The sequence below is a fragment of the Streptomyces vilmorinianum genome (assembly GCF_005517195.1).
Taxonomy (GTDB): Bacteria; Actinomycetota; Actinomycetes; order Streptomycetales; family Streptomycetaceae; genus Streptomyces; species Streptomyces vilmorinianum.
Genome location: NZ_CP040244.1, coordinates 7,004,134 through 7,027,474, shown reverse-complemented (window position 1 = coordinate 7,027,474; position 23,341 = coordinate 7,004,134). Strand labels below are relative to the sequence as shown.

At 72.1% G+C, this 23,341-nt stretch carries 23 protein-coding genes; 13 read left to right on the top strand and 10 right to left on the bottom strand.

Annotation, left to right across the window (positions count from 1 at the left end; genetic code table 11):
- Positions 1 to 187: 187 nt before the first annotated feature.
- Entirely contained in the window at positions 188 to 772 is a 585-nt protein-coding gene (locus FDM97_RS32660) for a TetR/AcrR family transcriptional regulator (RefSeq protein WP_137994092.1), read from the bottom strand.
- Between the two features lie 86 nt (positions 773 to 858).
- Here FDM97_RS32660 and FDM97_RS32655 point away from each other — a divergent pair, with 86 nt between their 5' ends.
- On the top strand, positions 859 to 1,431 hold the full coding sequence (locus tag FDM97_RS32655; protein ID WP_137994091.1) for a pyridoxamine 5'-phosphate oxidase family protein: 573 nt from the start codon (positions 859 to 861) through the stop codon (positions 1,429 to 1,431).
- A 31-nt stretch (positions 1,432 to 1,462) separates the two neighbouring features.
- Here FDM97_RS32655 and FDM97_RS32650 read toward each other — a convergent pair whose 3' ends face one another.
- From FDM97_RS32650 to FDM97_RS32635, 4 genes are all read right to left on the bottom strand, one after another.
- Positions 1,463 to 1,951 (bottom strand): subtilase-type protease inhibitor, encoded by a 489-nt coding sequence (locus FDM97_RS32650; protein WP_254705827.1) that lies wholly within the window; start codon positions 1,949 to 1,951, stop codon positions 1,463 to 1,465.
- Positions 1,952 to 2,343: 392 nt separating this feature from the next.
- The gene (locus tag FDM97_RS32645; protein ID WP_175439319.1) at positions 2,344 to 3,996 is read right to left on the bottom strand and encodes a transporter; all 1,653 of its coding nucleotides are present in this window, start codon (positions 3,994 to 3,996) and stop codon (positions 2,344 to 2,346) included.
- Entirely contained in the window at positions 3,993 to 4,841 is an 849-nt protein-coding gene (locus tag FDM97_RS32640; RefSeq protein WP_137994090.1) for an ABC transporter ATP-binding protein, read from the bottom strand. The genes FDM97_RS32645 and FDM97_RS32640 overlap by 4 nt, the downstream gene beginning before the upstream one ends.
- A 68-nt stretch (positions 4,842 to 4,909) precedes the next feature.
- Positions 4,910 to 5,587, bottom strand: a complete 678-nt coding sequence (locus tag FDM97_RS32635; RefSeq protein WP_175439318.1) for a bifunctional DNA primase/polymerase — start codon at positions 5,585 to 5,587, stop codon at positions 4,910 to 4,912.
- A 273-nt stretch (positions 5,588 to 5,860) separates the two neighbouring features.
- Here FDM97_RS32635 and FDM97_RS32630 point away from each other — a divergent pair, with 273 nt between their 5' ends.
- Together FDM97_RS32630 and FDM97_RS32625 are read left to right on the top strand one after the other, a co-directional pair.
- The gene (locus FDM97_RS32630; RefSeq protein ID WP_137994088.1) at positions 5,861 to 7,243 is read left to right on the top strand and encodes a transcriptional regulator; all 1,383 of its coding nucleotides are present in this window, start codon (positions 5,861 to 5,863) and stop codon (positions 7,241 to 7,243) included.
- A gap of 128 nt (positions 7,244 to 7,371) precedes the next feature.
- Positions 7,372 to 8,808 (top strand): hypothetical protein, encoded by a 1,437-nt coding sequence (locus FDM97_RS32625; RefSeq protein WP_137994087.1) that lies wholly within the window; start codon positions 7,372 to 7,374, stop codon positions 8,806 to 8,808.
- 27 nt (positions 8,809 to 8,835) lie between these two features.
- On the opposite strand, the gene FDM97_RS32620 is transcribed toward FDM97_RS32625, so the two are convergent.
- Positions 8,836 to 10,140 carry an ABC transporter substrate-binding protein gene (locus FDM97_RS32620; RefSeq protein ID WP_175439317.1) on the bottom strand — a complete coding sequence of 435 codons (1,305 nt, stop codon included), beginning with the start codon at positions 10,138 to 10,140 and terminating at the stop codon, positions 8,836 to 8,838.
- A gap of 172 nt (positions 10,141 to 10,312) precedes the next feature.
- On the opposite strand from FDM97_RS32620, the gene FDM97_RS32615 reads away from it, so the two are divergent.
- Both FDM97_RS32615 and purU read left to right on the top strand, forming a co-directional pair.
- Entirely contained in the window at positions 10,313 to 10,759 is a 447-nt protein-coding gene (locus FDM97_RS32615) for an SCO4402 family protein (protein WP_137995160.1), read from the top strand.
- A 45-nt stretch (positions 10,760 to 10,804) separates the two neighbouring features.
- Positions 10,805 to 11,656: a formyltetrahydrofolate deformylase gene (purU, locus tag FDM97_RS32610; RefSeq protein ID WP_137994086.1), complete on the top strand. Its 852-nt coding sequence runs from the start codon at positions 10,805 to 10,807 to the stop codon at positions 11,654 to 11,656.
- Positions 11,657 to 11,737: 81 nt separating this feature from the next.
- On the opposite strand, the gene FDM97_RS32605 is transcribed toward purU, so the two are convergent.
- Both FDM97_RS32605 and FDM97_RS32600 read right to left on the bottom strand, forming a co-directional pair.
- The gene (locus FDM97_RS32605) at positions 11,738 to 13,006 is read right to left on the bottom strand and encodes a zf-HC2 domain-containing protein (RefSeq protein WP_175439316.1); all 1,269 of its coding nucleotides are present in this window, start codon (positions 13,004 to 13,006) and stop codon (positions 11,738 to 11,740) included.
- A complete protein-coding gene (locus FDM97_RS32600; RefSeq protein WP_137994085.1) occupies positions 13,003 to 13,584 on the bottom strand; it encodes a sigma-70 family RNA polymerase sigma factor in 582 nt (193 codons plus the stop codon). The genes FDM97_RS32605 and FDM97_RS32600 overlap by 4 nt, the downstream gene beginning before the upstream one ends.
- Before the next feature lie 221 nt (positions 13,585 to 13,805).
- Here FDM97_RS32600 and FDM97_RS32595 point away from each other — a divergent pair, with 221 nt between their 5' ends.
- Both FDM97_RS32595 and FDM97_RS32590 read left to right on the top strand, forming a co-directional pair.
- A complete protein-coding gene (locus FDM97_RS32595) occupies positions 13,806 to 14,180 on the top strand; it encodes an STAS domain-containing protein (RefSeq protein WP_137994084.1) in 375 nt (124 codons plus the stop codon).
- A gap of 27 nt (positions 14,181 to 14,207) precedes the next feature.
- Positions 14,208 to 14,720: an EF-hand domain-containing protein gene (locus tag FDM97_RS32590; RefSeq protein WP_284440307.1), complete on the top strand. Its 513-nt coding sequence runs from the start codon at positions 14,208 to 14,210 to the stop codon at positions 14,718 to 14,720.
- On the opposite strand, the gene FDM97_RS32585 is transcribed toward FDM97_RS32590, so the two are convergent.
- Positions 14,707 to 16,254 carry a class I adenylate-forming enzyme family protein gene (locus FDM97_RS32585; RefSeq protein ID WP_137994083.1) on the bottom strand — a complete coding sequence of 516 codons (1,548 nt, stop codon included), beginning with the start codon at positions 16,252 to 16,254 and terminating at the stop codon, positions 14,707 to 14,709. The two genes, FDM97_RS32590 and FDM97_RS32585, sit on opposite strands and share 14 nt — an antisense overlap.
- A gap of 132 nt (positions 16,255 to 16,386) precedes the next feature.
- Between FDM97_RS32585 and FDM97_RS32580 the strand changes: the two genes are divergently transcribed.
- The 5 genes from FDM97_RS32580 to FDM97_RS32555 all read left to right on the top strand — a co-directional run bounded on the left by FDM97_RS32580 (position 16,387) and on the right by FDM97_RS32555 (position 21,319).
- A complete protein-coding gene (locus tag FDM97_RS32580; RefSeq protein ID WP_137994082.1) occupies positions 16,387 to 17,586 on the top strand; it encodes an amidohydrolase family protein in 1,200 nt (399 codons plus the stop codon).
- Complete coding sequence (locus tag FDM97_RS32575; RefSeq protein ID WP_137994081.1) at positions 17,586 to 18,722, top strand: acyl-CoA dehydrogenase family protein; 1,137 nt, start codon at positions 17,586 to 17,588, stop codon at positions 18,720 to 18,722. The genes FDM97_RS32580 and FDM97_RS32575 overlap by 1 nt, the downstream gene beginning before the upstream one ends.
- A 5-nt stretch (positions 18,723 to 18,727) precedes the next feature.
- Entirely contained in the window at positions 18,728 to 19,603 is an 876-nt protein-coding gene (locus FDM97_RS32570; RefSeq protein ID WP_137995157.1) for an acyl-CoA dehydrogenase family protein, read from the top strand.
- A gap of 401 nt (positions 19,604 to 20,004) precedes the next feature.
- A complete protein-coding gene (locus FDM97_RS32560; RefSeq protein ID WP_137994079.1) occupies positions 20,005 to 20,460 on the top strand; it encodes an ATP-binding protein in 456 nt (151 codons plus the stop codon).
- Positions 20,461 to 20,800: 340 nt separating this feature from the next.
- Entirely contained in the window at positions 20,801 to 21,319 is a 519-nt protein-coding gene (locus FDM97_RS32555; RefSeq protein ID WP_175439315.1) for an RICIN domain-containing protein, read from the top strand.
- 4 nt (positions 21,320 to 21,323) lie between these two features.
- Here the strand turns inward: FDM97_RS32555 and FDM97_RS32550 are convergent, their stop codons facing one another.
- Complete coding sequence (locus FDM97_RS32550; protein WP_137994077.1) at positions 21,324 to 22,250, bottom strand: cyclase family protein; 927 nt, start codon at positions 22,248 to 22,250, stop codon at positions 21,324 to 21,326.
- Between the two features lie 83 nt (positions 22,251 to 22,333).
- On the opposite strand from FDM97_RS32550, the gene FDM97_RS32545 reads away from it, so the two are divergent.
- Positions 22,334 to 23,248, top strand: coding sequence for an SDR family oxidoreductase (locus FDM97_RS32545; RefSeq protein ID WP_137994076.1), 915 nt, complete (start codon positions 22,334 to 22,336; stop codon positions 23,246 to 23,248).
- Positions 23,249 to 23,341: the final 93 nt, after the last annotated feature.

Here is a 23,341-nt window from a genome sequence, read left to right as displayed (position 1 = left end):
GCGCCTCCTGCGGCCGCCCGTACTTACGGACCGCCCGGGACGAGACCCCGCCCCGAAGGCCGTGCGGCGCCTGCTTCGTCCCCGTCGCCGATCTGCGCCACGCCGGCCGCCATGGTCACATGCGACGGCCCCGGCGACGAGCACCTGCTCCGCCCGGTCGCCGAAGGCACCTGAGGACGGCCGCCGTTCAGCTCGCGAGCGTGGAGCGGCAGGCCGCGATGGCCAGGCGGTCGATCGAGGGCGGGGGCACCGTGCCCGCGAGCAGGTGGCGGTGGACCGCCGCGTACACGACGTCGACCAGCGCGAACGTCACCCGCTCAAGCGCCTCGCCGGACTCGTTCCCGTACCGCTTGCGGGTGTGGGCGCGCAGGGCCCGTACGACGCTGTCGTTGAGCGTCGCCAGCTCCGGGCCGAGTTCGTCCGGCCACTGTGCGACCAGGTCCTCGCGGCGGTGGAGCAGGAGGACGCGGGCCTCGTCCGGGTGTTCCCGGACCCAGGCCAGGGTGTGGAGCACCGACCCCTCCGCCGCCTCGTCGATGTCGTCGGCGGACAGGGCGTCGAGGAAGACGGCCTGGAAGTGACGGACCGCGCGCAGCCACAGGCGCGCCAGGAGCAGGTCCCGGGAAGAGAAGCGGTGGTACACGGAGCCGACCGGGGCGCCGGCGCCCTCGGCCACCGCCGCCATGGTCACCGAGGCGGCGCCGTGCTGGGCGGCGATCCGCATCGCGGCGTCGAGGAAGTCCTCGTCGGTGAACTTCGGCTTGCGTCCCACGCGGGCATTCTATGGGTTGACGCGTTCTAGAGTCATGATTCTAGAATGGAGAAACCAATAAAGCCGGAGACGGAGAGGACCGCGCGATGACCACAGCGCAGCAGCCCGAGGTCCAGCAGCCCACCGATGTGCTCGCGCTCGCCGTGAGCACGGCCAGAAGGAACCCGTACGGCTTTCTCGCCAGCACCAGCACCAGCACCAGCACCAGCGCCGGCGACGCGGGGCACCCGCACGTGCGCCTGACGCAGCACCTCGCCGTCGACGACGACGCGACGGTGTGGATCGGCACAAGCCCGCGCTCGCGCAAGGCTGCGGAAGTCGCGGGCGCTCCCGAGACCGCCTACGCGATCGAGGACCGCGCGGCGTTCTCGTACGTCACGTTCTACGGGCGGGCGCGGCTCGTCGACGACCGGGCCAGGTGCCTCGAACTGTGGGACGACGAGCTCGGTTTGCGGTTCTTCCCGGACGGGCCGACCGGCGGCGACTTCGTCCTGCTGGAGCTGGTTCCGCACCGCATCGAGGTGGTGGACTTCAGTGCGCGGGTCCACCCCGATCCGTACGGGCTGGTCCCCGCCGTGATCGAGAAGGCGGGGACCGGGTGGGAGCCGAGGCTTGCGGAGCGCGACCGGCGCCCCGATCGGGGCGCCGGTCCACGCTGACCGTCGGAAGCCGGCCGTCAGAAGCCGGCCGTCAGAAGGAGAAGACCGAGTTCCTGGCCAGACCGGTGTGCATCTGGCACGTGTTGCCGTAGGTGGCCGACCAGTTGATGCGCTTGCCCTCCCAGACGCCGTCGCCGGTGACCGTGATCGGGTCCCACAGGTGGGTGCACGGGCTGCTCGCGCTCCACGCCACGGCCAGCCGGGCGAGGTCCCCGTCGATCGCCTTCAGTTCCGCGCAGGCCGACTTGGGGGCGGGGTGGGTGCCGCTGGGCGTGGGGGAGCAGCTCAGGGTCACCGCCCTCTCGACCGTTGCCGTCGCCGGGTCCTCGCCCTTGCCGATCGTGAGCACGAGCGCGGAGGGCGCGTAGAGGCCGGCGGATGCGGCCGGTGCGGCAGGCGCGGCGGGCGCGGCGGATGTGGCGGGCTCGGCCTGGGCGAGGTCGCCGGTCGCCGCGCCGATGAGCGCGACGCCGGTGGCGAGGGCGGTGGTGAAGGCGGTGTTACGGAGGAGGTAGCGCACGGAGGGTCCCTTCGGGGCGGGTGCTGCCTGGTTGCGCGCCGGAGTCTTGCCGATGCGGAGGGTGATCGCACATCCTGCGCCGCTTTCCGGCCGGGTGCGCCCGTCAGGCCCCGACCGATCACTCGTTCGGGCAGTTGGGAGCGGGTGCGGCACGCCGCCGGGAGGCTTCCGGCGCAGCGGATACGGCAGGTGGTGCAAGCCCGAACGACCCCCTGACCTGTGAGGATCCGTAAATTGTTCCACGTTGGAGCACTCTGGGCGGGCGTTGTTCGACCGGAAGGGACCCGATGCGATCCGCTGCTATCCGGGCGAACGGCGCCTTCTGAATCACGGACGCCCCGGACAGCGCGGGCGGCCGGCCACACGGCCCGGCCGCCCGCGCCGCATTCCGCTCACGCCTTGCTGACCGCCGTCAGGATCTCCGGCAGCCGCGCCGCCGTCCGCGGTGCCGCCACCTTCAGGCCGGCCCAGGCGATCAGGGCGCCGTACAGGGTGCCGCCCGGCAGCAGGAGCCAGAGGAAGGACTCCTCGTCGGCGAGGTGGAGGTAGACCGTCGCGCCGATCACCGGTGCGCACAGCAGCGCCGCCGCGAGCATCCCGCCGAAGATCGAGATCCAGGCGAGCCCGCCCTGCCCCGGCGCCACGTTCTTGTACGCGCTGTCCTGCGGGATCGAGTACGGGAAGTTCGCCGAGGCCACCGCGCCCGTCGCCAGCATCGCGCCGAGCAGCGCGAAGGCCAGGCCCAGCGCCTGCGGAAGCGCGGACCAGTCGCCGAGGACCGCCGCCGTCGCCGCCGTCACCAGGGCCGTGTACGGGAGGGTGATCACCATCAGCGCGAGTGCACGGGCCCGTAGTTCGGCGTACGCGTCCGCCGGCGTCGAGATCGTCTGCGCGACCATCCAGAACGCCGAGGTGTCCTGCCCGAACTGGTTGTACATCAGGATCCCGAGCATGCCCGAGGCGAAGCACGCGAAGTAGATCGAGCCCGTCCCCTGCAGCGCGTTGAAGATCGGCACGATCAGGCCGATCGCGAGCGACGAGACCCAGGCCCCCTTCGTCTTCGGGTCGCGCCAGATGTACCGCAGGCTGCGCTCCATCACCGTGCCCGTACGCCCGCCCGGCAGCAGCCGGCCGAGCAGCCCCGAGGCGGCCGAGGTGTCCTTCGCGGCGTCGCCCGCCGCGCCGATCGTCGAGCCGTCCGGCTCCGTCATCAGCCGCACCAGACTCCGCTGCCACCAGGAGAGCAGTGCCCCGAGCGCGGCCGCGGTGAGAAGGAGCCGGGCGGCGGCCGTCACGTACCGGCCCTCGCTCGCGTCCTCCACGGCCGCGATCGCCGAGGCCGGCGGCAGCCAGCCCACCACCGCGGCCGCCGGTTCGAGGGTGTCGAGCCCGCCGGACCGGCTGAGCCGCTGGGCGCCGAAGTTGACCAGCTGGATGCCGACCGCGATCAGCAGGCCGCTCAGCACGGCCAGGTCGCGGCCCTTGCGCGAGGTGAGCAGCCGTACGTTCGCGGCGGCGACGGCCCGTGAGAGCGCCACGCACACCAGCACCACGAGCGGCACGGCGAGGACGGCGACCGCCGTGCCTGCCGCGCCCCGGACCAGCGCCATGGCCGCGCCGAGCGCTATGCACAGCGTGAAGAGGGGCCCGATGCCGACCAGCGAGGCCACCAGCAGCGCCCGGACCAGTGGCTGGGGCCGCAGCGGCAGCATCACGAGCCGCGACGGGTCCAGCGTCTCGTCGCCGCTCGCCACGAACAGCGGCATCACCGTCCAGGCGAGGGCGAGGACGCCGGTGAAGAGCACCGCGATCGTGTCGGCGTCGCGGATGCCCCGCATGAGGAGGAAGGAGATCAGAATGGCCGCCGCGAAGAGGGCGGAGACCACGATCGAGGTGACGTAGGCGGCCGTACGCCCGGCCGACTGGCGCAGACCGTTGCGCAGCAGCGACAGCTTGAGCCGTACGAAGACCGACGTGAGCGACCCGACAGGAGAAGCGGCAGGAGAAGCGGTGGGAGAGGTGGTGGGGGGAACGGCGGTGGTCATCGCTGCTCCGCCCCGCCGCCCAGCCAGTCCAGGGTGTCCCCGGCGTCCCGCCCGTTCGCGCCGACCAGCTCCAGGAACGCGGCCTGCAGCGACGGCGCTTCACCCCGTACGGCCTCCAGCGGGCCCTGGGCCCTGATCCGGCCGGCGGCCATCACCGCGACCCAGTCGCACAGCGACTCCACCAGCTCCATGACATGGCTGGAGAAGACGACGGTCGCGCCGGAACGGGTGTACTGCGTGAGGACGCCCCGGATGGTCTGCGCGGACACCGGGTCGACGCCCTCGAACGGCTCGTCGAGGAAGAGCACCTCGGGGTTGTGCAGCAGCGCGGCCGCGAGCCCGATCTTCTTGCGCATACCGGTCGAGTAGTCCACGACCAGCTTGTTCTGCGCGCCCGCGAGGTCCAGGACGTCGAGCAGCTGCGCGGCCCGCTTGTCGACCTCGGCGCCGGGCAGCCCCCGCAGCCGCCCGCTGTACGCGAGGAGTTCGCGGCCCGAGAGGCGCTCGAAGAGCCGCAGGCCCTCCGGCAGGATGCCGATCCGCGCCTTGACCTCGGCCACCGACTCCGGGTCGCGCCAGACGTCGTGACCGGCGACCAGGACCCGCCCGTGGTCGGGCCGGAGCAGGCCGGTGATCATGGAGAGGGTGGTGGTCTTGCCGGCGCCGTTGGGCCCGACGAGACCGATGAACTTGCCCGCGGGCAGCACGAGATCGATGCCGTGCACCGCGATCTGCTGCCCGAAGCGCTTCCACAGCCCCTCGACGCGAACGGCGGGCACCGCGCCGGGTTCCTCCGGTGCGGTGCCCGCCTGTTCGTACACTCCGTCAAATGCCTGGTCAGGCATAGTGCGTCAACCCTTCGGTTGTCCCCGTAGATACGAGCACACCCTAAAGGGACCTCATGGGCGACCTCTCACGGCCGGCGGGCCCTCTCCGCCGCCGCTTCCCGCCCGCACGCGTACGCGAGTGGACTGATCAACTCCTCGGCGTCCGGCAGCCAGCGGTTCGCCGCGGTGGGCCGCCGGGCCCACTGCACGGCCCCGGACCCGCCGATCCGGGTGGGCGGCGCCGCCACGTAGTGCCCCTCGCCCCGGGTGACCAGGTCGATCGAGGTCGGGGCCCAGCCCAGCTTGCGGACCAGGTCCGGGACCTTGGTCGCGGCGCCCGGCAGGACGAAGAAGAACATCCGGCGGTCGGGGGTGCAGGTCACCGGGCCGAGCGTGAGCTCCATGCGCTCCATCCGGGCCAGCGCCAGGAAGCCGGCCGACTCCGGCACCTCGATCGCGTCGAAGGTGCGGCCGGTCGGCAGCAGGATCGACGCCTTCGGCTGCTTCGACCACATCCGCCGCGCCCCGACGGCGCTGCCGGTCGCCTGGGTCGACCAGTCGGGCCTGGCCGGGTGGGCGCCGGGGGTGGCGCAGCTGTCGACGCCGCAGGAGCAGCGCTCCCTGCCCTCCACGGCTTCCAGCCAGGTCCCGGGGAACACGTCCCAGTGCCGCTCTTCCGCGTACCGCACGGCGCAGTCCAGCAGCAGCTCGCCTCGCTGCTTGGGGATGTGTGCGGCTTCCGTGACTCCGATGGTCTCTTCCACGGTGAACTCAACTCCCGCCGTCACCTGGGGTTACGGGCGCGGCGAAGAGCGGTGTGGCGCATCGATCCTGCATGCGGGGCGCATGGGTGCACGGGTGGGGGCGCGCGTGCGGCCGGGGAGCGGTGGAGGGGTAGCCACACGTGGGGGGTGTCGGCCGAACCCGTGGTCGATGCGTCCGGTTTCGCGTGTTCACATCGGCATTGACCGGATATCCGCCGGGCAGTGATCAGTTCTCCGTCGAACTCACACCGGCCTCAGGGGGTAGTTGTAGTGATGGCAGCCAGGCCACTCGTCGCCCGTCAGCCGAACGAACGGCTGCAGGCGCTCATTCAGGAGGCCGCGTGTTCCAACGCCGGCCTTGCCCGCAGGGTGAACATGGTCGGGGCCGAGCGCGGTCTCGATCTGCGGTACGACAAGACGTCGGTGGCGCGCTGGCTGCGCGGGCAGCAGCCGCGCGGCCGGGCGCCGGGGATCATCGCGGAGGCGCTGGGCCGGAAGCTGGGCCGTACGGTCACGATCGACGAGATCGGGATGGCGAACGGCAAGAACCTGGCCGCCGGTGTCGGGCTGCAGTTCGCGCCGACCGTGCTCGGCGCGATCGAGCAGGTCTGCGAGCTGTGGCGCAGTGACGTGGGGCGCCGGGACTTCCTGTCGGGTTCGACGGTGGCGGCCTCCGCGCTGGTGGAGCCGAGCCGGGACTGGCTGATCACGGGCGCGGACGCGCAGGTGGCCCGGTCGGCCGGGGCGCGCGTCGGGGCGTCGGACGTGGAGGCGGTCCGGGCGATGACGGACGCGCTGGTCGACCTGGACCGGCGGTTCGGCAGCGGGCATGTGCGGCCGGTGGTGGTGCACTACCTCAACAGCGTGGTGTCGGGGATGCTCTCGGGCTCGTACCGGGACACGGTGGGCCGGCAGCTGTTCGCGGCGGTCGCGCGGCTCACGGAGCTGGCCGGGTACATGGCGGTGGACACCGGGCAGCCGGGGCTCGCCCAGCGGTACTACATCCAGGCGCTGCGGCTCGCGCAGGCGGCGGGCGACCGCGGCTACGGCGGCTATGTGCTCGCGGCCTCGATGAGTCATCTGGCCGCGCAGCTCGGGAACCCGCGGGAGATCGCGCAGCTGGCGCGGGCGGCGCAGGAGGGCGCGCGGGGGCGGGTGACGCCGAGGGCGGAGGCGATGTTCTACGCGGCGGAGGCGCGGGGGCACGCGCTGCTCGGGGACGCCCGCGCCTTCGAGGCCGTCGCGGGGAGTGCCGTACGGGCCCTCGACCGGGCGGATCCGGAGTCGGGGGACGACCCGTCGTGGATCGCGCACTTCGACCACGCGTATCTCGCGGACGAACTGGCCCACTGTCACCGGGATCTGGGTCAGGCAGAGGCGGCGGCGCGGGCGGCGGAGGAGTCGCTGAGCGGCCATCCTCGGTCGCGGGCCCGGCGCCGGGCGATCGGTCTGGTGCTGCTCGCGTCGGCGCAGGTGCAGCGGCGCGAGGTGGAGCAGGCCTGTCACACGGGCAACCAGGCGCTGGATCTGCTGGCCTCGCTGCGGTCCTCGCGGGGGGCGGAGTACCTGGACGATCTCAAGGAGCGACTGGAGCCGTACGCGGGGGAGCCGGCGGTGCGGGAGTTCGGGGCGCGTCTGGAACTCCACGCGGCGTGAGCGCTGCGACGGGTGTCGCGGGTGCGGTTGTTGTGGGTGTGTAACCGGGGTCACACGTGTGTGCGCGGCGCTGGACGCACCCGGTAGCGTGAGCCGACGATTCCGTAGGTCCATCAGTAGGAGTCCCGGTGACGCAAAGCGGACAGGGTCCGGAGCCGCAGTATCCGGCGGTACGGCCCACGCACGAAGGTGTCGTGCTGCCCGCCGACGGCGGTGTGGAGACCGGCCCGGCCGCAGGCCCGGCCGGTGGTCAGCCGTGGGGCGGCGCCTGGGGCCCCGCCGGGGGACCGCAGGGATCCCAGGGATCGCAGGGGCAGCCACTGCCCCCGGCCCAGCCGCTGCCGCCGGAGGCCGTACCGGGCGGGGCCGCGGACATGCAGGCCACGCAGTACATCGCGCCGGTCCCGCCGCAGGGCGCCATGCCCGGGGCGCCGGGGCAGATACCGGGCGCGCACCCGCTGCCGCAGAGCGGTTACGGATACCCGCAGACCGCCGCGCCCGCGCAGGGGTACGGCTACCCGCCCGCGCAGCCCGCGGGCGACATGCAGGCGACCCAGCACATCCCGCCCGTCGCGGCGGCGCAGGGCGGCTCGGACACGCAGTTCCTCGGCACCGGGCCGCTGCACCAGCAGCCGCGCGGGGCCGGTCAGCCGCACGGGGCCGGTCAACCGGCCGGGGCCTCGGACGCGACCCAGTACATCGCTCCCGTACCGCCGCAGATGCCCGGCGAGCGGCAGCCGCCCGCCGAGTTCGACAACCTCTTCCGCACAGACGCGACGCAGCACCTGCCGCAGCCGCCCCAGCCGCAGCAGCGCCAGCAGCAGTTCCCGCCGCAGCAGCAGTTCCACCAGCCGCCGCCGCCCCCGTTCCAGGGCGGCTACCAGCAGGACGCGTACGACGACGGCTACGACGACGAGCCCGAGCCGCGCCGCAAGTCGCCCGTCGCGCTCATCGCCGCCGTCGTCGTCGGCTGCGCGGTCGTCGGTCTCGGCGCCGGGGCGCTGCTCAGCGGCGGCGACGGGGACAAGGACAAGAAGCCCGGCCGGAACGTGGCCGCCACGACCGGCGCCCCGTCCGCCGAGCCGACCGCGAAGGCAGCCGCCGACCCGGCCGAGCCCCAGGCGAAGGCGCTCGACAAGCTGCTCGCGGACAGCAACAACAGCCGTGACGCGGTGATCCGTTCGGTCGAGAACATCAAGCAGTGCAAGAACCTCGACCAGGCCGCCACCGATCTGCGCGGCGCCGCCGAGCAGCGCCGCGGTCTGGTGACCCGGCTGCAGGGCCTGACCGTCGACAAGCTCCCGGACCACGCGGCGCTGACGTCCGCGCTCACCCGGGCGTGGCAGGCCTCGGCGTCCGCCGACGACCACTACGCGGCCTGGGCGGTGCAGCTGAAGGGCAACGACAAGCTCTGCAAGGGCGGCAAGGCCCGCAACACCAGCCACACGGTCGCGGCGGGCCAGAAGAGCTCCGACGCCACGATCGCCAAGCGCGAGGCGGCCGGGCTGTGGAACCCGACCGCCGTGAAGTTCGGACTGTCGAAGCGGACCCCCACCCAGCTGTAGGGGGCGGGGGCCGCGAGGCCCGCGGGCCTAAGGGGCGGTGAGGACGGTCGCGCCGACGTCGACGAAGCCGGGCTTCTGCGCCACGAGCCGCCCCTTGCGGACCACTTGGAACGTCACCTCGTGGTTGACGATCCGGGGGAAGCGGGGCGCACCGAGCATGTCCTCGTAGCGCCAGCGCAGTTCGGGGGTGAGACCGCCGGTGTCGATCTTGTCGCCGCGGTCGAGGGCGTGCGAGACGGCCCCCGCCGTGATCGAGTCACGGTCGAGCGACTCGATCACCTTCTTCAGGACGGTGTACGCGATCCAGGTCGTCTGCACCCCCGCGTCGGCCGGGTCCACGCGGTTGTCGGCGAACGCGTGCTCCTGGATCACCTTGCGCATCGGCGCCCAGCGGGCGTCGCTCGCCTCCGGGTACCAGCCGGTGACGAACGCGCCCTCGAAGGGGCTGCGCGCGCCGCCCGTACGGTCGATGACGGGCTGGCTGACGCTGCCGAGCACCGAGGAGATCCGGACGGCCGCCTTCCCGTTCTCGCTCTCGTTCTCGTTCTCGTTCCTGGTCTCCTCCGACTCGGGGAGTCGCCGGAAGGAGTCGAAGAAGGTCTGGGTGCGCTCGCCGAGGACGGCCGCGACGCAGCCGTCCTTGCTGCCGGCCTTGCTGCGGGCCCGGTCGGCCTGTTGCGTGTACTCGGCGGCGTCCTCGACGGCCGGGATGTCGGTGGCGCCGTGGTGGCGGCTCTTGCGCAGTCCGGAGTTGAGGAGATCGGGCAGCTTGTCGCCGGCGAGGGTGTCGGGCCGGACGAGGGAGACCTTGCGGCAGGACTCGGCCAGTTGCATGCCGTGGCCGGCGATGAGCGAGGCCTGGCCGCCGTTCACGGGGTAGGAGATCGGGCTGGTGAACTCGTCCTCGGAGATGCCGTAGCCGCCGATGTACGGGATTCCCGCGGCCTCCAGGGGGGCCATGAAGGCGCGCCCGTTCTGGCTGTAGGAGCCGACGACGGCGACGGCCTTCTCGCGGACGGCCCGGCGCGCGCAGGCCGCGGCGCCGCTGGAGGAGTTCTGCTCGTTGCAGGTGAGGATGCGCAGTTCGTGGCCGTCGATGCCGCCGGACGCGTTGACCCAGCGGGCGTAGGCCTGGGCCATCGCGGGCATGCCGGGCATGTTGGTGGCACGGGTGCCGTCGGGTGCCCAGGTCATGACTGTGACGGGCTCCCTGGATCCCCCCGTGGTCCCAGGGAGCACACCACATCCGGTGAGCAGCGACGCCCCGGCCGCCGCCGTCGTGACACATACGAGGAGTGAGGTCAGTCGCCTACCGGTCATGGGCATGCACATTTCCGTCCCACGGGTAACGCGGGAGTGAGCACGGTTCAACGTTGGGTGACGTGAAGGTGAATTACGGGGGGCTGTCGGCGGCCGTCGTAAGGGAACGTACGATCGAAACGTGTCCAGTCCAGTCGTCTCCAGTCCGGTGAACCCTTCCCGTCGCGGCCGTCGCTCCTCCACCATGGGCGGCATGCCGCTCAATGACATGCCGTGGTGGCGCTGGCGCAGCAATGTGCGCTCGGCGCTGCACATGCTCTCCGACCCCGGGTTCCACGAGACGACCTGGCTGGCCGGCCACGAGGGGTACGGCGACGTCACCGACGCCGTCTACCGCCTGGTCGAGGACACCTGGCTGGACAACTGGTCCGCCGAGAAGTACGTGGGAACGATCTTCCGCGACTCCGGCGAGGCCGCGATGGTGGACGTGGCCGTGCTGCGGGTGCTGCGGATCATGCACCAGGTGGGACCCGACGCCCCGTTCTCCGCGTACATGGAGCACCACGGGTGGCCGGAGGCCGTGCGGGCCGCCCGCGAGGCACACGTACGGCTGGCGTCGGCGGACGGGGAGGACCCGGACACGCCCCCGCACTCGCTGGACGTGCTCCGTATCATGACGCGGTCCGCCTGACGGACGGCCGCCCTGCCGTACCGGGGGTTGTGGCACCCTACAAGGATGACTGACCAGTACGTCCTCACACTCTCCTGTCCGGACAAACAGGGCATTGTGCACGCCGTGTCGAGCTATCTGTTCATCACCGGCTGCAACATCGAGGACAGCCAGCAGTTCAAGGACCGGGACACGGGTCTCTTCTTCATGCGGGTCCACTTCTCGGCGGAGGAGCCGGTCACCGTGGAGAAGCTCCGCGCGAGCTTCGCGGCGGTGGGTGACTCGTTCGCGATGGACTGGCACATCAACCGGGCCGACGAGCGCATGCGGGTCGTGCTGATGGTGTCGAAGTTCGGGCACTGCCTGAACGATCTGCTGTTCCGCTCGCGGATCGGGGCGCTGCCGGTCGAGATCGTCGCGGTCGTCTCCAACCACACGGACTTCGCCGAGCTGGTGGGCTCGTACGACATTCCGTTCCGGCACATTCCGGTCACGAAGGACAACAAGCCGGAGGCGGAGGCGGAGCTCCTCGAGCTCGTCCGCACGGAGAACGTGGAGCTGGTCGTCCTGGCCCGCTACATGCAGGTGCTCTCCGACGACCTGTGCAAGCAGCTGTCGGGCCGGATCATCAACATCCACCACTCCTTCCTGCCGAGTTTCAAGGGCGCCAAGCCCTACCACCAGGCGCACGCGCGCGGCGTGAAGCTGATCGGCGCGACGGCCCACTACGTGACGGCCGACCTCGACGAGGGCCCGATCATCGAGCAGGAGGTCGAGCGGGTGGGCCACGAGGTCACCCCGGACCAGCTGGTCGCCGTCGGCCGCGACGTGGAGTGCCAGGCGCTGGCCCGCGCGGTGAAGTGGCACGCGGAGCGCCGGATCCTCCTCAACGGCCGCCGCACGGTGGTCTTCGCTTAGGGGGCGCGGCCCCCTGGGCCACAACCCGGGTGAGGGTGGGCGGCGCCCTGCGGGACGCCGGCCCACAACCCGGGGGGCGGGTTACATCCGGCTCAGGGACGCCGCCGCGAAGAGGACGTCTCGGATCGCCTCGCGGTCGCCGTCCTGGCCTGCCGCCGCTTCCTCCGGGGGAACGTGGCCCGCGACGAGCTGGCAGAACTCGACGCCGTCCATGGCCACCTGGGCCACCGCGTGGTCCGGGGAGCCGACGGCCGCCGGGGAGTCCAGGGCGATGTACCAGTGGCCGCCGCCCGAGCCCTCGACCTCCAGGTGGAGCGAGCGGCCCGGGGCGCCCGCCGCGACCAGGTGGCGCGGTGGCGCCGCCAGGCCCGCGCGGCGGCGGTCGGCCAGGGCCGCGGGGAGCAGCCGGGCCGCCAGGTCGATCATGCCGTGCAGATGCGCACCGCTCGGCGGCTCGTACGGATACGCCACCGCGTTCGCGATGTCGTCCGCGTGCACCCAGCACTCGAACGCCCGCTCAAGCAGCGAGTCCCGCATCGGCAGCGCGAAGTCCCCGTACGTCACCGTCAGATCCGCGACACCCCGCCCCGCGAACGACACCGTGCGGATCAGGGTGTGGCTCTGCTCGCGCCACGGCTCGCGCACCCCGCGCGACGGCGGATGGTACGAGCCCTGCCAGTACGCCTCCGTCCGCTCCGCCGGCGTCACCGCCGTCGCCTTCGGGCCCAGCGGGTCGTCAAGCCCCAGCGCCGTCGCCACCAGGCCGTCCACCGTCAGCAGATGCCCGATCACCCCGGCCACGGTCGTCTTGCGGGTCACCGGCCGCTCGCCCTCGAACCACTTCAGCCGCACCGGCGCGTGCCACTCCGACTCGCCGATGTCCCGCAGCAGCGCGTCGAGCCGGGCCGTCTCCGCGTCGTACGGCGTCGCCCAGGCAGGCACCGGGATACGGGCGGGGCGCCGGCCCAGGCAGTTCTCCAGGACCCGGGAGCGCAGCAGCGGGTCGAGGTCCAGGTCCCGCTCGGCGTGCAGCAGCCCGACCGCGTCCCGCAGCCGCAGCGCCTCCTCCGCGCACGGGGCGCACTCGGTGAGATGGTCCTCGACCGCCTGGGTCTCCTCCGCCGAGCACGCGGACAGCGCCCAGGCCCCGAGAAGGGACTTGAGCACACTGTGCGGCGGAGGCGGAGGCGGCAGCGGCGGGGGCGGAGGCGGCGGGAGGTCCTCGACCGGCTCGGGGGTGGTCACGGCAGGCGTTCCCGTCAGGTCCGCGTGATCGTCCGCGGCCGACCGCGGGCCCGGTATCCACGGAGCACGCGAGACCTCCTCGGGCGTGTCGTCCGGGCCGTTCACAGCGAGCGTCCGTAGCCGGGCGGTGAGGACCCCTCCAGCGGGCGGGTGTTCGCCGTCGACAGCAGCTGCAGCCCGAGCCGCAGCCGGCGCCGCGCCTCGTCCTCCGTCACCCCGAGGTCCGCCGCGGTCTGGCGGTAGTCGCGCCGCTGGAAGTACGCCAGCTCCAGCGCGGCCCGCAGCGGCGCCGGCATCGACGTGACGATGTAGTCGGCGCGGGCCGCGACCGACGCCCGCCGCACCTTCTGCTCCAGCTCCTCCGCGGAGCCCTCGCCGGTCTCCGCGTACGCCGTCGCCTCCGACTGCCGCAGCCGGTGGACGGCCTGCCGCTGGGTCAGTTTGGCGACCCAGGAGCGCATGTTCCCCTGCTTCGGGTCGTACGCGTCGGGGTTCTCCCAGATGTAGCCGAACACCTCGCGGGTGACCTGGTCGGCGGCGCTGTCGTCGTCGAGCACCCGGTGGGCGAGGCTGTGCACCAGGGAGGCGAATCGGTCGTAGAGCTCGCCGAGCGCCGCGGCCTCACCGCGCGCCAGCCGCTGCTGCATCCTGCGGTCCCAGCGCGGTGGTGTGTCCTTCGCCATGCGTTGACCCTCCGGAGCTGTTCGGCGGCCCTCCCGACCCGAGTTCACCGTCCAAAGTAATGCGCCGTACCGAAAGCGCACGCACCTTTGTGACAAGTACGCCCCCAGGAGCCATGTGATGGTAAGGAAAGCGCCATCCATGGAATCGGGGGTTTCGGTCAGCTGTGGCGGGGCAGCGGGAGGGGACGGGAACGACTGCCTCCGCTTGAAGGGCGCGACGCGTGACGCTCTACGTCGACGAAGACGAGCAGGGCCCCTGGACGGTGCTGCGTGTCCACGGGGAGCTGGATCTGCTGACCTCCCCGCTGGTCCGCAGGCGGGTCCACGCCGCGGTCGCGGGCGGCCGTCACGACGTGGTCCTCGACCTGTCGGGCGTGGTGTTCTGCGACTCCAGCGGGGTGGGCGTGCTGGTCGCCTCGCGCCGGCTGATGCGCTCCTGCCGCGGCCGGCTGCGCATCGTCCTGCCCGCCCAGGGGTCCATGGACGGCTCCCACGTCAACCGCGTCCTCGCCGCGCTCGGGGTGCGCCGCCTCTTCGACGTGTACGGGAACGCGGCGGCCGCGGTCGACGACGAGGCGCGCCCCCTCTCGGCATAGCGGCCCTCCCCGCGTACGCTCGCGCGCATGGAGCCCATGGAAACCCAGCAGGACCCCGGACAGCTCTACCGGCGCCGTATCGCCTCCCGGTTCGCCGCCTTCGACCAGGACGGCGACGGGACCATCTCGCGCGAGGACTTCACCACCGCGGCGACACGGCTGCTCACCGAGTTCGGCACGCCCTTCCGCTCCGAGCGGGGGCAGGCGCTGTGCAACGGCGCCGAGGCGTTCTGGCAGGGCATGGCGGGCATCGCGGACGTCGACGGCGACCAGCGGGTGAGCCACGCGGAGTTCGTCGGCGGCGCGGTGAAGAGGCTGCACGACCACCCCGAGCGCTTCGCCGAGATCGCCCGGCCCTTCCTCCGCGCCGCCCTCGCCCTCGCCACGACCCCCGCCGACGTGGAGCGCGGTCTGCTCGCGCTCGGCGTCTCCCCGCTGGCGGCCGCGCTGAGCGCCCGTACCCTGCCGACGGTCGCCTCGGGCGCGGTCGACGAGGAGGCGGCGGTGGCGGCCTTCGCCCGCTATTTCATGACGGAGTGACCGCGCCGCCGGAGTCGCGCTCGCGGCCGCCGGAGTAGCGCTCCCGCAGCTTGTACTTCAACACCTTGCGCAGGGTCTCGTTGCGGGGCAGGGCGTCCACCACCTCCAGCTGTTCCGGCAGCTTGTGCACGGAGAGCCCTTCGGCGCGCAGGAAGCCCGTCACCGACGCCAGGGTCAGGGCCTGTGCCCCCGGCGGCTGCTCGATCACCGCGCAGACCCGTTCGCCGCGGTCGGGGTCGGGGAGGCCGATGACGGCCGCGTCGCCGACCGCCGGATGCCGGTGGAGGAGGTCCTCGATCTCCTTGGCCGAGATGTTCTCGCCCTTGCGGATGATGATGTCCTTGATCCGGCCGGTGAGGACCAGGTGCCCGGACGCGGTCACATGCCCCACGTCACCGGTGATCAGGAAGCCGTCCTCGTCGAAGGCGGCCGCCGTCTGCGCCGGGTCCAGATAGCCCTGGCAGACCGCCTCGCCCCGCAGCCGTACCTCCCCGCCCTCGGCGATCCGTATCTCCATGCCCGCGGGCGGCCGGCCCTCCGTCGTCGCCAGGTTCTCCGCGGTGTCGTCCGGCGAACCCATCGTGATCATGGGGACCTCGGTCATGCCGTAGCCGTGGGTGAGCCGGCAGCCCATCTCCCGTACCACCGCGTGGTAGATCTCCGGCGGCTTCGGGGCCCCGCCGCCCGCGAGCAGCCGCAGGCTCGGGATCAGCTTCTCGCCGGGCCGCTTGCGCTGCTCGGCGAGGAACATCGAGTAGAACGCGGTGGATCCGCCGGCTACGGTCACCCCGTGCCTGCGGTACTCCTCCAGCGCGCCGGGCAGCGCGAACTGTTCGAACATCACGGCGGGGAATCCGTACAGGAGGAGCATCACCGTGTAGTCGGGCCCGGCGATGTGCGCGTACGGGAAGGCCATCGAGCCGATGTCGTGCTCGCTCAGGCGCAGCGCGTGGGCGAGGCAGGAGCCGCCCGCGATGAGGGAGCGGTCGGTGTGCAGGACGCCCTTGGGGTCGGAGGTCGTGCCCGAGGTCCAGTAGATCCAGCGGACGTCGGTGCCGGAGGCGGGCGGGGCGGGAAGCACCGCCGGGTCGCCGTCGGGCAGGGACGCGGAGTCGTACGCCTCGAAGATCCCGCGCGCTCCGAGCCGCCGGGCCATCTCCGTGTGGTCGTGGCCGCGCCACACCCCGGGGACGGCGAAGAACTCGGCCTTCGACTCGCGCAGCGCGAAGCCGACCTCGCGGTCCCGGTAGAAGGGGATGACCGGGGACTGTACGGCGCCGATGCGGGCGAGCGCGAAGGAGAGGACGGCCGTCTCGATCCGGGTGGGCAGCTGCCAGGCGACGACCGTGCCCGGCCGCACCCCCATCCCGTACAGGCCGGCGGCGCACCGCTCGGCGCGCTCGCGCAGCTCGCCGAAGGTGAGGGTCCTGTCCCCCTGGAGGAGCACGGGCCGGTCGGGGGTGAGGGCGGCGCGGCGGTCGACGAGCTCCCAGAGGGTGCGGGACTCGCCCAGGGCGTGTGCGGTTTCGGTCACGACGACTCCCCTAACTGACTCTCCGTCAGATCGTGCGGAGAGCGTAGAGGGCCGGTCCTTGTCGGTCCAGGGGTGCGCAGCTAGCCTGATGCCCAGTCCGTATCTGACGGGTCATCAGAAAATGGAGGGGTCATGACGGAACTGCCCCGCATCATCAGCGTCGACGACCACGTGATCGAGCCGGCCCACCTCTTCGCGACCTGGCTTCCGGCGAAGTACCGGGACCGGGGGCCCCAGCCCATGACGGCGGGCATCGGGGAGCTGGAGTACGTCGGCGGGAAGTACCGCATCACCATGGACCCGGACGGACCGCCGACCGACTGGTGGATCTACGAGGACCTCAAGTTCCCGTACAAGCGCAACATCGCCGCCGTCGGCTTCGACCGCGACGACATGACCCTGGAGGGGATCACCAGGGAGGAGATGCGGCGCGGCTGCTGGGACCCGGTCGAGCGCCTGAAGGACATGGACCTCAACCACGTCGAGGCCTCCCTCTGCTTCCCCACCTTCCCGCGCTTCTGCGGCCAGACCTTCGCCGAGGCAAAGGACAAGGAGGTCGCCCTCGCCTGCGTCCGCGCCTACAACGACTGGATGGTCGAGGAGTGGTGCGGCGGCAGCGGCGGCCGGCTCATCCCGCTCTGCATCATCCCGCTCTGGGACATCGACCTCGCGGTCGCGGAGATCCGGCGTAACGCGGCCCGTGGCGTGAGGGCCGTGACCTTCTCCGAGATCCCCACCCACCTCGGGCTGCCGTCGATCCACTCCGGCTACTGGGACCCGTTCTTCGCGGTCTGCCAGGAGACGGGGACGGTCGTCAACATGCACATCGGGTCCTCGTCCCAGATGCCCGCCGCGTCCCCCGACGCCCCGCCCGCCGTCCAGGCCTCGCTCTCCTTCAACAACGCGATGGCCTCGATGATGGACTTCCTCTTCAGCGGGGTGCTCGTGAAGTTCCCGACGCTGAAGCTCGCCTACAGCGAGGGCCAGATGGGCTGGATCCCGTACGCCCTCGAACGCGCCGACGACGTGTGGGAGGAGCACCGGGCGTGGGGCGGCGTGCGCGACCTGATCCCCGAACCCCCGTCCACGTACTACTACCGGCAGATCTTCTGCTGCTTCTTCCGCGACAAGCACGGCATCGCCTCGCTGGACGTCGTGGGCCGCGACAACGCCACCTTCGAGACCGACTACCCGCACGTCGACTCCACCTTCCCGCACACCAAGGAAGTCGCCCTCGACCACGTCAAGGGACTCGACGACGAGACCGTCTACAAGCTGATGCGCGGCAACGCGATCCGCATGCTCGGCCTGGACCTCGACGAGGGCCGCTGATGGACCTCGCGTACACCGAGGAGGAGGAGGCCTTCCGGGCCCGGCTGCGGGACTGGCTCGCGGGCGTCCTGCCGAAGCTGCCGCCGAAGCCCGATCCGCTGGACTGGCCGGCGCGGCGCGCGTACGACTGCGGCTGGCAGCGGGCGCTGTACGAGGCGGGGTACGCGGAGGTGCACTGGGACGCCTCCCCGACCCGGCGGCTGATCTTCCTGGAGGAGACCGAGCGCGCCGGGGCCCCGTACGTCGGCGCCAACTTCGTCGGACTGCTGCACGCCGGGCCGACGATCGCCGCCGAGGGGACCGCCGAGCAGCGGGAGCGCTGGCTGCCGCCGGTGCTGCGCGGCGACGAGGTGTGGTGCCAGGGCTTCAGCGAGCCGGAGGCCGGGTCGGACCTGGCATCGTTGCGGACGAGGGCGGTACGGGACGGGGACGCGTACGTCGTCACCGGCTCGAAGATATGGACCTCGCACGCGGAGGTCGCCGACTGGTGCGAGCTGCTGGTGCGCACGGACGCGGGGGCGGCTTCGAAGCACCGGGGGATCACCTGGCTCGCGATGCCCATGGACGCCCCCGGCATCACCGTCCGGCCGCTGCGGACGCTCGCCGGGTCGACGGAGTTCGCCGAGATGTTCCTCGACGAGGTGCGGGTGCCGGTGGAGAACCGGGTCGGGGAGGAGAACGACGGCTGGCGCGTGACGATGGTGACGCTGTCGTTCGAGCGCGGCACCGCCTTCGTCGGCGAGGTCGTCGCCTGCCGCCGCGTCCTGGGCCAACTGGCGCACGAGGCACGGAAGAACGGGCGCTGGGACGACCCGGCGGTGCGGCGCCGGCTCGGACGGCTGAGCGCGGAGTTCCGGGCGCTGTGGCGGCTCACCCAGTGGAACGTCAGCGAGGCGGAGGCGACGGGCGGGGTTCCGGGCACCGGCGGCTCCGTCTTCAAGCTGCACTACTCGCACGCGCGGCAGGAGCTGTACGACGCGGCCGCCGCCGTCCTCGGCCCGGACGCCCTCGATCTCGGGCGCGAGTGGAACCTGGACCGGCTGTCCTCGCTCTCGTACACGATCGCCGCCGGTACGTCCCAGATCCAGCGGAACATCGTCGCCGAGCGCATCCTCGGCCTGCCGAAGGGGCGGTGACCGGCGTGGACTTCCGGCTGACGGACGACCAGAAGGCGCTGAAGGCGGGTGTACGGGCGCTGCTCGAAGGGCGCTTCGACCGGGACGCGCTGCGGGCGGCCGTCGAGGACGGCGGGCTTGACCGGGACCTGTGGCGGGCGCTCGGGGAGGCCGGGTTCTTCGCGCTGCGGCTCCCGGAGGAGGCGGGGGGCGTCGGGCTCGGACTCCCGGAGGCGGTCCTCGTCTTCGAGGAGGCGGGGCGGGCGCTGCTGCCGGGGCCGCTGATCGCGACGCACCTGGCGGCGGGGACGGTTCCTGGGGCGGCGGAGGGGGAGGTGGTGGTGACGGCGCCCGACGGGGCGTTCGTGGAGTGGCTGGACGAGGCGGACGTGGTCGTGGGCGATGCGGAGGGTGCCGTACGGGTGCGCTCGGTCGACCCGCTGACGCCCTTGCACCGGTTGCCCGGTCCCGTGGGGCGAATGCCCACAACGGGGGTGGCGGGGGTGGGGGCGCTGCTCACCGCCGCCGAGCAGCTCGGCAGTGCCTCCCGTACCACCGAGACGGCCGTCGCGTACGCCCGGACCCGGGAGCAGTTCGGGCAGGTGATCGGGGGGTTTCAGGCCGTCAAGCATCTGTGCGCGCAGATGCTCGTACGGACGGAGGTCGCACGCGCGGCCGTCTACGCGGCCGCCGTGAGTGGTGACCCGGTCGAGGTCGCCGGGGCCAAGCTGCTCGCCGACGAGGCGGCGGTCGACTGCGCCCGTGACTGCCTTCAGGTGCACGGCGGCATGGGCTTCACATGGGAGGCGGACGTCCATCTGCACCTGAAACGGGCCTGGGTGCGGGCCGAGCGCGGGCCGGTGAAGGCGGACGCGGAGGAGGCGGAGGCGGCCGCCCTGTAGGCGCCACGTGTCCGGGTGCTCACGGAGCGTCGATATCGGGTTGTGTCCTTCGGGCGGGCCGTCACGGCCCGGAGTCGGGGGTCCGCTCCGGTACTCTCCGTGGGATGCGAGTGGTTGTGGGCCCGGATCGTGCCGGTGTCGCCGAAGCGGCGACTCCGGGTCCGGCGATGCCCGCCGCTCGTACCCCTTGGAGGCGCTGGGCGCCCTCCTGTTCGACTCCCCGCAGCGTGCGTCGCACAGTATGGACCATGCGTACTCCTTCGCGCTGGAATATGCCTGAAGCGCTTGTTGCGGTGACTGTACGTCAACCATGCTGTCTCACAAGGGAATCACGGTCCGTAAGGACGTCGATGGCTGTGAGGCGCGAGGCGATGTGTCCGCCGGTTCGGATGGTGTGAGCGGTGCAGGTGCTTCAGGTTCAGTTGGAGGTCGGGCCGGACCCGGCGGAGGTGGGACGAGCCCGGCGATGGGCCCGTTCGAGGCTCGCCGGATCGGGTATAGGGGATGACGAGCCGCTGGCCGAGACGCTGGTGCTGCTCATCTCGGAACTCGTGACCAACGCCGTGGTGCACACCGGCTGTCCGGCCGTGCTGCGGATGCTGTTCGGCGGCACCGCGATGGTGCGGGTGGAGGTCGCCGACGCGAGCGACCGGCCGCCGATGCCGCGCCACGCGGAGGGCGAGGACACCAACGGGCGCGGCCTGGAGCTGGTGGACGGCCTGGCCGACCGGTGGGGCTGGCAGCGTGAGGGTGCCGGCAAGAGCATCTGGTGCGAGGTGGACCGGGGCGTGCCGATGGCCCAGGCTCCGTCGGCGGTGGCGCCCGCGACGAACCCAGCGGCTTCGGCGCACTGTTGACGATTCGTCCGCTTTTGCTCAATCTTGGGTGAGCGATTCGTTGCGAGGGGAGTCGAGGGTCCTCGCACCCTCGGCGTATGCGGGTCGCGGCCGGGTGGCGGCGGTCGTGCCGTGCTCGGGGCGCGCGCGAGTGCGCCGCCACCCGCTGGAACGCGCCGGCCTGGGGTGGGGCCGGGGTGCGGGGGTCTGGGGGGCGTCCTAGGCTGAATGAGGCGGGGGACAGCCGGTTTCGACGAGAGAAGAAACCATGGCCGAGAACCAAGTACGACAGGTACGCCGTGTAGCCCGTGTACGGGGAAGCCGTAGAACCGCCCGGACATGGGCCTGTTTGGGTGTCGCTGTGGCCAGCGGCCTCTGGGGTCTGACAGCCCCGGCCGAGGCGGCGCAGCAGCGGCCGGTGGGCACCGGCTGGTACGAGGTCGTCGCCCGGCACTCCGACAAGTGCCTGGACGTGGCCTGGGCCAGTCCCGCCGACGGAGCCAACGTGATTCAGTGGGGCTGCTCGGGCCAGGGAAACCAGCAGTGGCGCCTGATACCGCAAGGCGACGGCATGTATCAGATCGTCGCCCGTCACTCGCGCAAGTGCCTCGACGTGGAGCAGGCCGGCGTCCACAGCGGCGCCAATGTCATCCAGTGGGGCTGCTGGGGTGGAACCAACCAGCTGTGGTCGTTCCGCACGCCCGATGGCCGCGCCATCGACCGGCCCGAGATCGGCCGGAACGTGAAGATCGTGGCCGAGCACTCCGGCAGGGTCCTGGACGTCCTCGACGGCAGCACCGCCGACGGCGCGAACGTCATCCAGTGGGAGCCGTGGGACCCGGGATTCAACCAGCAGTGGCGCTTCAGGGGTCCGAAGTAGGGCTTCAGAGGACCGCCACCGGGGCCACGGGGGTGCCCGTGCCGCCGACGAAGGGCTCGGGCATCGCGGAGAGGAGGAAGCTGTAGCGGCCCTCTTCCGCACAGGCTGTGGACAGGGCTTCGAGGTTCCAGTTCTGGCCCTGGTGCATGCCCATCTCGACCAGGTCGAGGGCGTGGACGGGCAGCCAGAGGTTCTCGATCTCCGGTGGGAAGATCTCGAAGGTGAGCGTGTCGTTGGCGACGGCCGCCACGTCCCGGGCGTGGAACCACTCCGGCGTGCGGACGGACAGGCCCGGTGACGGGAAGCCGTAACCGTGTTTGTCGCCGGTCAGGTAGACCTGGACCTGGCCGGTGCGGACCAGCACGATGTCCCCTGCCCGTACGGTGACGCGCCCGAACTCCTCCGCCTCGGCGAGGTCCTCCGGGGTCACCGCGTGGTCGCCCGGCAGCCGGTCCACGCCCTTCGCGCGGGCCACGTCGAGCAGGACCCCGCGCGAGACGATGGGGGTGGCCTTGTCGATGCCGCTGAACTCGGCGCGGGAGTGGGCGGTGATGGTCGTGGCGGGGCGGCCGTTGTAGATCTTCCCCGAGTGGGAGACGTGCGTCAGCGCGTCCCAGTGGGTGGCCGCCTGCAGGCCCATGGTGACGGCGTCGTCGCTGCAGGCCACCGTGCCCGGACCGAAGATCTCCTGGTTGATCTGGACCATGGTGTGGAGGGGGTTGATCCGGCCCGGGATCAGCCCGGCCTGGACGCCGTCCTCCTTCAGGGGCAGGGCGAGCGGTATCCGGCGGCCGGTGCGGACCTGGCCGGCGGCGGCCCGTACGACGTCTCCGGTGATCAGGTTCAGCGTCCCGATCTCGTCGTCGGCTCCCCAGCGACCCCAGTTGTTCACGCGCTTGGCGATGTCGAGGAACTCGGCGGGCAGGGACATGGGACCTCCTGAGGTCTTGTGCTCGCGGACCCGACGGGCCTTAAATCTAACGGTCCGTCAGAAATCGCGGGAAGGGGCCGGGCGTGGGGAACTTCTTGGCAGGCAAGGTCGTGGCGGTGACCGGGGCCGGGCGGGGGATCGGGCGCGCGGTGGCCCTCGCCTGCGCGGCGGAGGGGGCGAAGGTCGTCGTCAACGACTACGGGGTCTCCATCGAGGGAGGCGAGCCGACCTCGGAGGTCGCGCTGTCGGTCGTCAAGGAGATCGAGGCGGCGGGGGGTTCGGCGGTCGCGGTCGCCGACGACATCTCGACGATGGCGGGCGGACAGCGGGTCGTGGACGTGGCGCTCGCCGAGTACGGGCGGATCGACGGGGTCGTGTGCGTGGCGGGGATCCTGCGCGAACGGATGCTCTTCAACATGTCGGAGGAGGAGTGGGACCCGGTCGTCGCGACGCACCTGAAGGGCACGTTCACGGTGTTCCGGGCGGCGTCGGCGGTGATGCGCAGGCAGGGGGCCGGAACGCTGATCGGCTTCACGAGCGGCAACCACCAGGGCTCCGTGGCCCAGGCCAACTACGCGGCGGCGAAGGGCGGCATCATCTCGCTCGTACGGAGCGCGGCGCTCGGCCTGCACAAGTACGGGGTCACGGCGAACGCGGTGGCGCCGGTGGCGCGGACCCGTATGTCGGCGAACGTCCCGATGGAGCTGAAGGAGATCGGCGAGCCGGAGGACGTGGCGGCGCTCGTCGTCTACCTGCTGTCGGACCGGGCGCGGGAGGAACGGATCACGGGCCAGGTCTACACGATCGCGGGCCCGAAGATCGCGGTGTGGGCGCAGCCGAGGGAGCTGAGGGCGGGCTACGCGGAGGGCGGCGCGTGGACGCCGGAACGGATCGCGGACTTTTTGCCGGGGACGGTGGGGGTGGACCCGATGCCGATGCTGGCGCGGCTTGAGGAGATGGCAAGAGCGGCAGCGCACGGCACCCGCCCAAACGCCTAGCGGTGCCCACGCGGTGCGGGCAACCGTCCCGCAGGGGCGTGGGGGGTTCGAGGTGCGGAGGTGGCGTCGGGGGGTGTGGGGGCCGCGCTCCCA

Bases quoted from the DNA above. Each gene is read 5' to 3' on its own strand.
- FDM97_RS32640 (WP_137994090.1), bottom strand. From the start codon at position 4,841: ATGCCTGACCAGGCATTTGACGGAGTGTACGAACAGGCGGGCACCGCA.
- FDM97_RS32645 (WP_175439319.1), bottom strand. From the start codon at position 3,996: ATGACCACCGCCGTTCCCCCCACCACCTCTCCCACCGCTTCTCCTGCC.
- FDM97_RS32620 (WP_175439317.1), bottom strand. From the start codon at position 10,140: ATGTGCATGCCCATGACCGGTAGGCGACTGACCTCACTCCTCGTATGT.
- FDM97_RS32590 (WP_284440307.1), top strand. From the start codon at position 14,208: ATGGAGCCCATGGAAACCCAGCAGGACCCCGGACAGCTCTACCGGCGC.
- purU (WP_137994086.1), top strand. From the start codon at position 10,805: ATGACTGACCAGTACGTCCTCACACTCTCCTGTCCGGACAAACAGGGC.
- FDM97_RS32550 (WP_137994077.1), bottom strand. From the start codon at position 22,250: ATGTCCCTGCCCGCCGAGTTCCTCGACATCGCCAAGCGCGTGAACAAC.
- FDM97_RS32580 (WP_137994082.1), top strand. From the start codon at position 16,387: ATGACGGAACTGCCCCGCATCATCAGCGTCGACGACCACGTGATCGAG.
- FDM97_RS32630 (WP_137994088.1), top strand. From the start codon at position 5,861: ATGGCAGCCAGGCCACTCGTCGCCCGTCAGCCGAACGAACGGCTGCAG.
- FDM97_RS32600 (WP_137994085.1), bottom strand. From the start codon at position 13,584: ATGGCGAAGGACACACCACCGCGCTGGGACCGCAGGATGCAGCAGCGG.
- FDM97_RS32655 (WP_137994091.1), top strand. From the start codon at position 859: ATGACCACAGCGCAGCAGCCCGAGGTCCAGCAGCCCACCGATGTGCTC.
- FDM97_RS32615 (WP_137995160.1), top strand. From the start codon at position 10,313: ATGGGCGGCATGCCGCTCAATGACATGCCGTGGTGGCGCTGGCGCAGC.
- FDM97_RS32575 (WP_137994081.1), top strand. From the start codon at position 17,586: ATGGACCTCGCGTACACCGAGGAGGAGGAGGCCTTCCGGGCCCGGCTG.